This window comes from Terasakiella brassicae (genome assembly GCF_014641495.1).
Classification (GTDB): domain Bacteria; phylum Pseudomonadota; class Alphaproteobacteria; order Rhodospirillales; family Terasakiellaceae; genus Terasakiella; species Terasakiella brassicae.
Genome location: NZ_BMHV01000047.1, coordinates 1 through 8,667, shown reverse-complemented (window position 1 = coordinate 8,667; position 8,667 = coordinate 1). Strand labels below are relative to the sequence as shown.

At 47.7% G+C, this 8,667-nt stretch carries 10 protein-coding genes; 5 read left to right on the top strand and 5 right to left on the bottom strand.

From position 1 onward, the window contains the following. Window positions 1-100: 100 nt before the first annotated feature. The 5 genes from IEW74_RS16665 to IEW74_RS16645 all read right to left on the bottom strand — a co-directional run bounded on the left by IEW74_RS16665 (window position 101) and on the right by IEW74_RS16645 (window position 5,841). On the bottom strand, window positions 101-505 hold the full coding sequence (locus IEW74_RS16665; RefSeq protein WP_188667228.1) for a restriction endonuclease subunit S domain-containing protein: 405 nt from the start codon (window positions 503-505) through the stop codon (window positions 101-103). Between the two features lie 5 nt (window positions 506-510). After that, the gene (locus tag IEW74_RS16660; RefSeq protein WP_188667226.1) at window positions 511-1,965 is read right to left on the bottom strand and encodes an N-6 DNA methylase; all 1,455 of its coding nucleotides are present in this window, start codon (window positions 1,963-1,965) and stop codon (window positions 511-513) included. A 6-nt stretch (window positions 1,966-1,971) separates the two neighbouring features. Beyond that, window positions 1,972-4,368 carry an EcoAI/FtnUII family type I restriction enzme subunit R gene (gene hsdR, locus IEW74_RS16655; protein WP_229734398.1) on the bottom strand — a complete coding sequence of 799 codons (2,397 nt, stop codon included), beginning with the start codon at window positions 4,366-4,368 and terminating at the stop codon, window positions 1,972-1,974. Window positions 4,369-4,498: 130 nt separating this feature from the next. Continuing rightward, window positions 4,499-5,371, bottom strand: coding sequence for a DNA N-6-adenine-methyltransferase (locus tag IEW74_RS16650; RefSeq protein ID WP_188667223.1), 873 nt, complete (start codon window positions 5,369-5,371; stop codon window positions 4,499-4,501). Window positions 5,372-5,466: 95 nt separating this feature from the next. Further along, window positions 5,467-5,841: a hypothetical protein gene (locus IEW74_RS16645; RefSeq protein ID WP_188667221.1), complete on the bottom strand. Its 375-nt coding sequence runs from the start codon at window positions 5,839-5,841 to the stop codon at window positions 5,467-5,469. A gap of 93 nt (window positions 5,842-5,934) precedes the next feature. Between IEW74_RS16645 and IEW74_RS17745 the strand changes: the two genes are divergently transcribed. The 5 genes from IEW74_RS17745 (at window position 5,935) to IEW74_RS16620 (ending at window position 8,551) form a co-directional block, all read left to right on the top strand. Beyond that, on the top strand, window positions 5,935-6,225 hold the full coding sequence (locus IEW74_RS17745; RefSeq protein ID WP_506016870.1) for a DUF6626 family protein: 291 nt from the start codon (window positions 5,935-5,937) through the stop codon (window positions 6,223-6,225). Continuing rightward, window positions 6,222-6,596, top strand: a complete 375-nt coding sequence (locus IEW74_RS16635) for a hypothetical protein (RefSeq protein WP_188667217.1) — start codon at window positions 6,222-6,224, stop codon at window positions 6,594-6,596. The genes IEW74_RS17745 and IEW74_RS16635 overlap by 4 nt, the downstream gene beginning before the upstream one ends. Next, window positions 6,593-6,895, top strand: coding sequence for a hypothetical protein (locus IEW74_RS16630; RefSeq protein ID WP_188667216.1), 303 nt, complete (start codon window positions 6,593-6,595; stop codon window positions 6,893-6,895). The genes IEW74_RS16635 and IEW74_RS16630 overlap by 4 nt, the downstream gene beginning before the upstream one ends. Before the next feature lie 450 nt (window positions 6,896-7,345). After that, window positions 7,346-7,762, top strand: a complete 417-nt coding sequence (locus IEW74_RS16625; protein WP_188667214.1) for a hypothetical protein — start codon at window positions 7,346-7,348, stop codon at window positions 7,760-7,762. A 177-nt stretch (window positions 7,763-7,939) separates the two neighbouring features. Continuing rightward, a complete protein-coding gene (locus IEW74_RS16620; RefSeq protein WP_308419109.1) occupies window positions 7,940-8,551 on the top strand; it encodes a recombinase family protein in 612 nt (203 codons plus the stop codon). The last annotated feature ends 116 nt before the right edge of the window (window positions 8,552-8,667 follow it).

Here is an 8,667-nt window from a genome sequence, read left to right as displayed (position 1 = left end):
CGATTTTACAATCCCAAACGCCGACATTCATATCTGGGAAACATAAGTCCAATGCAGTTTGAATTGAACGCCGCCTAAATGGAGAAGGTGCTCTCCAGTTTTAGGGGACGGGTCCAACAACTCCACCAGTCAATTCACCAGATTTAAACCATGGAGTTGATCCGCCATAGAATGTTGATTGTTTCCTGTTTGGAGTTGCACCTGCACCCCAATCGCCTAATTCACCAAAACGACACCATTTCCATGTAGTAGGGATCGCAAAATAGGCTTCATCTTCCATTACCTCTAGGAATGGTTTGCTTTTGCGTATTTTCTTCTCGCGAACCAAGTCATCTCTATACGCTTCAATTTGATCCAATAACAGATCAACAGTTTCATCATTTGGGTCCTGCTCTACGAGCTTCCCCTGAACCGCTAATTGCAAGATCAGATCACGCAATTTTTTAATCCCACCCGGCCCCTGAGCTAGATGTCCGAATTGGGCGAAGAAGATGTCCTTATCCATGACGATTACGCTCCGTCACCATTGCTCAGGGCTTCGGCGAGAATGGCTTTCAACTGCTCTTGCGTCTTCATCATCGCTTCTTGGTTCGCCTCGAACTTCTTCAACAGAACAGACGGTGGGGTATGTTCGGCATCCACCACATTCGGGTTTGAAATATCAAGATTATAATTATTGTCGATGATCTGCTGAACCGGAACCTGCCATGCGAATTCGTTTTCAACACGGTTATTCCACCATGCTTTTTCCGGCTCGAATTCCTCAATCCGCATGGGCTTGGTTTTGTTGTAGCTTTTGACGCCTTCCGGGTAAGGATGTTCGTAATACCAGACGCTCTCGGTCTTCGTGCCTTTATCGAAGAACAGGATGTTGGTTTTAATGCCCGTATAAGGGTTGAACACCCCATTGGGCAGCCGCACGATGGTATGGAGATTACATTCGCTAAGCAATTTTTCCTTGATGCGGGTCTTGATCCCCTCGCCAAAGAGCGTGCCGTCCGGCAGGACCACGGCGGCCCGACCATCTTTTTTCAACAGATTGATGATCAGCACCAAAAACAGATCGGCGGTTTCCCGCGTTCTGAATGTGGCGGGGAAGTTGTTTTCGATACCGTCTTCTTCCATGCCACCAAAGGGCGGGTTGGTCAGGATGACTTCGACGCGGTCTTTGGGGCCATAATCACTGTAGGATTTATTCAGCGTATTATCGTGGCGAATGTTGGTCGGCACGTCGATCCCATGCAAGATCATGTTGGTGGTCGCCAGCAGGTGCGGCAGTGCCTTTTTTTCCACCCCATAGATGGAACCATTGATGGTGGTGCGATCCTCGGCACTTTTTTCATATTTCCGGCGTTTATGATCAATCGCACAGGCCAGAAACCCGCCTGTGCCACATGCCGGATCAAGCACTTTATCGTCCAAAAGCGGGTCTACCATATCGACCATAAACTGAGTCACCGCCCGTGGAGTATAGAACTCCCCTGCGTTGCCAGCCGATTGCAAGTCTTTGAGGATTTGCTCATAGATGTCGCCGAACATATGGCGATCTTCGGTGCTGTTAAAATCGATCTCGTTAATCTTGTTGATGACCTGACGCATCAACGTGCCGGACTTCATATAGTTGTAGGCATCCTGAAAGACATTGCGGATCACCACAGCTTGCGGCCCAGCGGTGGTCGGTAGCTCCGTCAGGGTGGTGGGGAACAGGTCTGTATCCACGAAGCTTTGAAGTTCGTCCCCCGTCATGCCCTCGCTATCTTTGGCCCAGTTGCACCACCGCAGACGGTCCGGCAAGGGGGATTGGAAATCATCATCAAGCAATTCCTGCTCGGCTTCGCGGTCATCAACGATTTTCAGGAAGAACATCCAGACCAATTGCCCGATGCGTTGGGCATCCCCATCTACGCCCACGTCTTTACGCATGATGTCTTGGATGGATTTAATAATGCCGGAAACGTTACCCATGAGTTATTAGCCTTGCTTGAAGATTTCTTGTTCTAATTCAATAATCGCATGGGCGTAGTTGTCCTTACCGCCAAACACATCACGAATGATCTCCACCGGGGAGCCGAATGAGTTGAGCGGGTGGAGTTGCAACACCCGGCGATCTTCCAAGGTGTTTAGCCCTTGGTCTGCATATTTGTCCAGCAGTCCTTCTAAGACGGCACGGGCTTTATCTTCGTATCGGGCGAAGTAATTACGTTTCTTGACGTTCTCCGCCCTCTCACGACGTGTGAGCGGTGGTTGGCCGTAGGCGACGTGACAGATCAGATCGAACGCCCCCATAGACTCCCCATTGGGGATTTCGGCACGCAGGGCATCAAGGATGATGCCTTGGGCGGTGAGTTCTTCGATGATAGCGGATTTTTTCTCCGCCTCATTCCAACGTTTGAGGAAATCATCTAGGGAGGCAAATTGTTTCATTACGCTTTTGCGGGTGTAATCTTCCAAGCTTTCGGTGATCAGGTTGTTATCGGCATCGAGGTATTCAATACGCCGACCAACGACTTCCACCGCGACGTTATTGACGTAATATTTGGTGCGGCCTTCACCGCTGTTGCCGCCTGTGTCTTCCCCGTCGTCGGTTCCGGTCTCGTCTTCTTCCCAGTCCAGATCATCAACCGGAATGTCTTCACCCTCGATTTCAACCGTGCTGTCGTCATCGGGTGTCTCGCCCGTTGGCGTCCATGTCTCCCCATCAATGATCTGTTCAGGGATGCCGTCGAACTTGGGATCGTAGAAAAGCTCGGTCGCTTTTTTGAAGTCCATGATGGTAAAATATCGTTTTCCGAACTCCTCATTCACCCTCGTGCCCCGTCCGATAATTTGCTTAAACTCGGTCATGGACTGGATGCGTTGATCCAGCACAATCAGTTTACAGGTCTTGGCATCCACCCCCGTAGTCATCAGCTTGGAGGTGGTGGCGATCACGGGATAGCGTTCTTCGGGATGGATGAAGTTATCAAGCTCGGCCTTGCCTTCGGGGCTGTCGCCTGTAATCCGCATGACATAACGGCTGTTTTCAAACATACGGTCCGGGCATGCATTCGCGATGGCCTGACGCATGCGTTCAGCGTGGTCGATGTCTTGACAGAAGATGATGGTTTTATCAAACGGGTTGGTCTGCTTGAGATATTCCACGACCTTCTGGGCGACCAGTTCGGTGCGTTGTTCCAGCACCAGTGTGTGGTCAAAATCCCGCTGGTTATAGGTGCGTTGCTCAATCAGATTGCCGTTTTTATCAAGCTGGCCTTCTTCGGGGGTGAAGCCTTCTAGGTCTTTGTCTAAATCGAACTTGATGACCTTATAAGGGGCCAAAAAGCCATCATTGATGCCCTGTTTCAGCGAATAGGTGTAAATCGGGTCCCCGAAGTAGGCGATGTTGGAAACGTCTTTGGTTTCCTTCGGTGTTGCTGTCAGGCCGATGTGGGTGGCCGAGCTAAAATGATCCAAAATCTCACGCCAAGCAGATGCTTCGGACGCCGAGCCACGATGGCATTCATCAATGATGATCAGATCGAAGAAATCGGGGGAGAATTGTTTGAAGATTTTCTTTTCTTCTTCACTGCCTGTTGCGGCCTGATAGAGCGACAGATAAATCTCGTAAGACTTATCGACCATCCGTTTCTGGATTTTGGTCATTTTATCGCCAAAGGGGGAGAAATCCTGCTGCTTCGTTTGGTCCACCAAGATATTGCGGTCTGCTAAAAACAAGATGCGTTTCTTGGTCTTGGACTTCCAAAGACGCCAGATGATCTGAAAGGCGGTATAGGTCTTGCCCGTGCCCGTCGCCATAACCAACAGGATACGGTCCTGAGCGTTTGCAATGGCCTCTACCGTTTTATTGATCGCGAGCGACTGGTAATAACGCGGGGCCTTGCCAGAACCATCGTCATAATAATCCTGCTCCACAATATCGGCAGCTTCATCAGCAATCCCTTTATGGGCCTTGTATTTCGCCCAAAGGTCTTGCGGGGACGGGAATTGGTCAATGGTAAGCTCGGTTTCCAGTTTGCCCGATGACAGGGTTTTATCGTGACACAGGAAGCTTTTGCCGTTGGTGGAAAAAGCGAAAGGAACGTCCAGCAGTTCCCGGCATTCCAGATAACCCAGAGCCTGCTGCATGCCTTTACCGACGGCGAATTTCTGTTTTTTAACTTCGATGCAGGCGAGTGGGATGTTGGCTTTGTGATAAAGGACGATATCGGCGAACTTTTTTGGCCCACGGGCAGTCATATTGCCCCGCACGACGATGCGACCATCGGTTAGCGGTGTCTGCTGCTTGATCTGCGTCTTGATGTCCCATCCGGCCTTTTTCAGTGCCGGAATGATGATTTTTGTTTCGACGTCCGTTTCGGAAAGTTCCACGCCCAATCCTCTGTTTTTTCTTCACATTATTCAGGTGCAGGAAAGGTAGCATAAACTCGTTTAAGTAATGAAATAGAAAATGAAAAACTGAACTGTAAAATTGGAATCAAATGAGCATTTGATGCAGTTGCTATTCGGCTACGGCTGCGATTTCATGTTTACGGAGAATGGTTCCGGTGATGACTTTAGCGAACTCATCAATGATGTTCGTCCGTGACCAAACCACCAGCATAGACGCAAAAGGGGCCTGCTGGCGTGCTTCACCAAATCGTAGACGTTTCTGGATGAACAACACGTCAGCAGATGGCGTGATCAGTGTATGAAAATACTCGGTGTTCGTTCGGCACGGCAGCAAAGCGACGATGGTTTCGGCATTGCCGTTATAAAATTCCTCATGGGCCTTTGCAACCCACGTTCCCAGCGTTGAATAAGGCGGATTTAGATAAACATTCTTGGCGTTCCGAGGCTGTTTCAGGCCGTCATGTTCTTCGTAAAAGTGGGTTTCAGCAACCACATAACTATCTGCGTTGGTCGCGGGGTCGAGGTCGAACACCGGGATCACTGCATAAATTTTTTCAAGGAAGTCTTTTGATGTATTCCAAGAGTTTGTAGCCCCTTGTTTATAGTGCAACCGCCGTTGTTTTCGCACGGACAAGGATGTTTTATAGAACGTCAGCACCGCATAAAATGACGACAATCGGCCGCGACCTTTTTCCAAATTGATCAAGGTTGGTTGCGTCAGGCCGGTCATTTCACAAACATGACGCTGTGAATGTTTCCGGCTTTGTCGGATTGATTTGAGTTGTTCACCCAGTCCTTCGATCAACGGCAGTCCGGTCAATTCCAATTCGAGACCACTCAAAACAGTTTGCAGCGTTTGGATCGTGCCGATGTCTTTTTCAATATTGCGAAGGGCTTCTACAGTGATCGAGAATTCCGCCGCCAGTGCCGCTTGACTGATTGAAAGTTCTGTCCGGTGCTGACGGATTTTATGACCAATCATGCTAAAGAAAACCACTCCTATTTTTGCGATGGTTTTCTTTAGCAGGTTTTATCCGGCATGCAAATGCGATTTGCTATTTTTCGATTTCCTCGGAACTAAATCCACTCGCCCCGATTTCCGACCAAGCTGATCTGCGGTTCAACCAAATTGAGCGTGCCATCAATCCCCATAATATCGACCGTTGAAGCAGCCAGAATCTCATTCATGGCTTGCATCTCATCCTCATGAAACATCGCTACGTCTACAATCACATGAAGTAGCTGGCTGGTGTCCCCAAGCCCTTTCAACATCAATTGTCGCACATTCCCAACAATTGCGTTCAGGCATGGAAAATGGACTTCAACTTTGTCCATTCTAAATGGCGACAGCCGGGTCGCACTCCGAGCTAAGATCACAATACTGAACTGGTAGACCTGTTCTAGTGGTGGTGTGGGTTGTTCTTGTTCGTAGGTAATTTCGCGACATCTCATGTTGGTTTCCTTTACTGATGTTCCCCTTTATTTATCCGGGATGAACAACATCTGAGTTCAACATTGATAAATAGCCATGATGAATTAACAACCATGGAGATTTCGATGATAATCAAAGTTGAAAACTTACCTTTGCATGAGGAAGTATTCGAATTCCTGCGTGCTAATTATTACTTGGCTGATGCTGCTGACATGAGCAGAAAAATGGGTAAAAGCCGCTCCTACATGGCGAGTTTGCGATATAGCTGCCATGAACCCAGCAGGGACGCCTACAACAGTCTGTTCGGCTATTTACAGGAATGTTTAGCGGAGACAACCGATGGTGATTTGCGTAATTGCCTAGAGACTTACATCACTCGCATTCACAGCGAGGTGTTGGCATGACCTGTCTGACTGTCCTGCCAGTAAAGATATCCGGCACGATTCCTCAAGGATATGTTCCGAACCCGTTATTTTGCCCAAAAATTGTTTGCAATGAACACCACATCTTCGCAACTGATCTAAAAATAAGAAAAACGGGCGATGATGTTTTCCCAATATATAAGCTTGAAGTCGTGGGTCACATTATCATTCAAAACGGGTTTGGTGAGGGAACGGTTGAGGCGTTGCAGAACAGACCTTTTGCCCAGTTCGAATCTGACGGTATCACTGCGATCATTTGGGACTGTGTAATCTCTGTCGGTCTGTCAGAAGCCCGAAGTATCGACCTTACCTTCAATACAATAACGAATTCGTTTGAGGAGCAAATGATATGACCAGTCTCAATGCTTTTACGCCATCAAAAAAGCCAAACTTCGATGACTTCAAATATTGCCTCGGTATTGATTTGGACGCAGCACGACTTGATCGACTGTTGGACTTATTACCGCATATGTCATCTGTAGCCGTTTCATCATTAATGCACAGCAATGACATGGACCAGTTCTGTTCTGACATGCTCCGCATGTGGAAGGACTATGTAAATATCGAAGTTTGGTTCAATGACTGCGAAGAAGGCATGAATTTGCTGAATTTGCTGGATACCAAGCCTGATTTCTTCCGAGTTCGACAATAACATCGTAATTGCGATTTGCTATTCTGCTATTTCTGCGACCTCGTTGTTTTTTCAACGGGGTCGTTGTGTATTTTACATACCGAGCCATTCTTGACCGACGTGGACGTCATCTGTTTACTTCCGCATGTTCCATACATCGGCTTTTACTCACATAACCCATTTGAAATGTTTTTTGAAGTTCAGCTACATATTGATTGGGAAATAGGAATAAAGCTTCAATTAATTCCTATTTGTTTATGTTTTGGATTCTCTCAAAAAAAGCAGGAATAGGAAATCGCGAGTATAGTTTCAAGTCATGAAAACTCACCATGATAATTTGCACGGAAGTTATTGAATGGACTCTACATTTGACTTTTTGCAGAGCTTTTCATGTAGTTGCAAACCAGCACCAAATTTGACAAATCTGATTTGTAAGTTAGCATTTGATGTAATGACCAAGGATGCTTTTTAATGATTTCACTCATCTTTTCAAACCAAACAAAACCATTATCTACAACACCACGTCGTGACCCCGTTGATGTTTTCGAGAACTCGCTAACACAGCAAATAGACGCATGTAAATTGGCTCAACAAGGCGAAGCCTATATACTAAAACGCCGTCGTTACAATGGCGGCAAAGAGCATTACCTCGACGTTCCGTTACGTCTATGGTGGTGGCAGCACGAAGGCCAGTATTATGTCACGTTGAAATATTCATCACAGACGGTAGCCATCAACGGTCACAAGAGCATTGTAGCAGGAACATCGTTATCCGACGTTGAGGCGGTATTAACGGCGGTGTTAAATGCCATCGAAATCGACGATGCAGATGTCGTTGATGCGATTCATGATGCGTATGAACGGACACGATGGAAAAAGATGCAATAGTTGCAATTTTTGCGACCGGGACCGTCACTGGTTAGCGTTACCTTTACCGTCGTGATCACCGTCCATAAAACACTAGCTTCATCGTGATCGTCATTTTGGCTCAAAACCGCCATTTCGTCTGATCCGAATTTCGGCGTCCGTCAAACATTTGATTTATGAACATTCAGGAGATGCACCATCGCAATCATTCGAGCCGCTATTTACGTCAGGGTCTCGACTAACCGTCAGACGACCGATAACCAGACCATCGAACTTCAACGTATCGCTGAGCGTCAAGGATGGACCGTGACCGAAGTATTCGAAGATCGCGGTATCAGTGGTGGCAAGGGCCGTGGTGACCGTCCTGCATTCGACCGTCTTCATACGGCCATTACACGCGGTGAGATCGACGTGGTGATGTCGTGGTCGGTAGATCGGTTGGGTCGGAGTTTGCAAGACCTCGTGATGTTCCTGAACGAAGTCCATGATCAGGGTGCTGATCTGTTCATTCACCAACAGGGTATCAACACGGTAAACTCACCGTCATCACGTATGCTCTTCCAGTTATTGTCGGTCTTCGCCGAGTTCGAACGTGGCATCATCAAAAACCGAATTCACGCTGGGTTGGAAAGAGCCAAAGCTCAGGGACAAAAATTGGGTCGCCCCGGTCTCAGTGATTACAAAATCAATCGCATCAAAAAGCACCTTAAGACCGGTGCCAGTGTCCGTGGTGTTGCTAAACTGGTCAATGTATCCACGGGATCGGTATCAAAGGTCAAACGTGCCATGGCAATGGAGATGGCGAAGTAATGTCAACGTCATGCCGTCAACGGTATCGTTGATTAAAACATAATATTATATGAAGTAATCAAGCGGCCGACATACGTCGTCCGGTTGATACCTCATTCCCTTCCGTGTGTGCCACA

Bases quoted from the DNA above. Each gene is read 5' to 3' on its own strand.
- IEW74_RS16665 (WP_188667228.1), bottom strand. From the start codon at position 505: ATGGATAAGGACATCTTCTTCGCCCAATTCGGACATCTAGCTCAGGGG.
- IEW74_RS16660 (WP_188667226.1), bottom strand. From the start codon at position 1,965: ATGGGTAACGTTTCCGGCATTATTAAATCCATCCAAGACATCATGCGT.
- IEW74_RS16650 (WP_188667223.1), bottom strand. From the start codon at position 5,371: ATGATTGGTCATAAAATCCGTCAGCACCGGACAGAACTTTCAATCAGT.
- IEW74_RS16645 (WP_188667221.1), bottom strand. From the start codon at position 5,841: ATGAGATGTCGCGAAATTACCTACGAACAAGAACAACCCACACCACCA.
- IEW74_RS17745 (WP_506016870.1), top strand. From the start codon at position 5,935: ATGGAGATTTCGATGATAATCAAAGTTGAAAACTTACCTTTGCATGAG.
- IEW74_RS16635 (WP_188667217.1), top strand. From the start codon at position 6,222: ATGACCTGTCTGACTGTCCTGCCAGTAAAGATATCCGGCACGATTCCT.
- IEW74_RS16630 (WP_188667216.1), top strand. From the start codon at position 6,593: ATGACCAGTCTCAATGCTTTTACGCCATCAAAAAAGCCAAACTTCGAT.
- IEW74_RS16625 (WP_188667214.1), top strand. From the start codon at position 7,346: ATGATTTCACTCATCTTTTCAAACCAAACAAAACCATTATCTACAACA.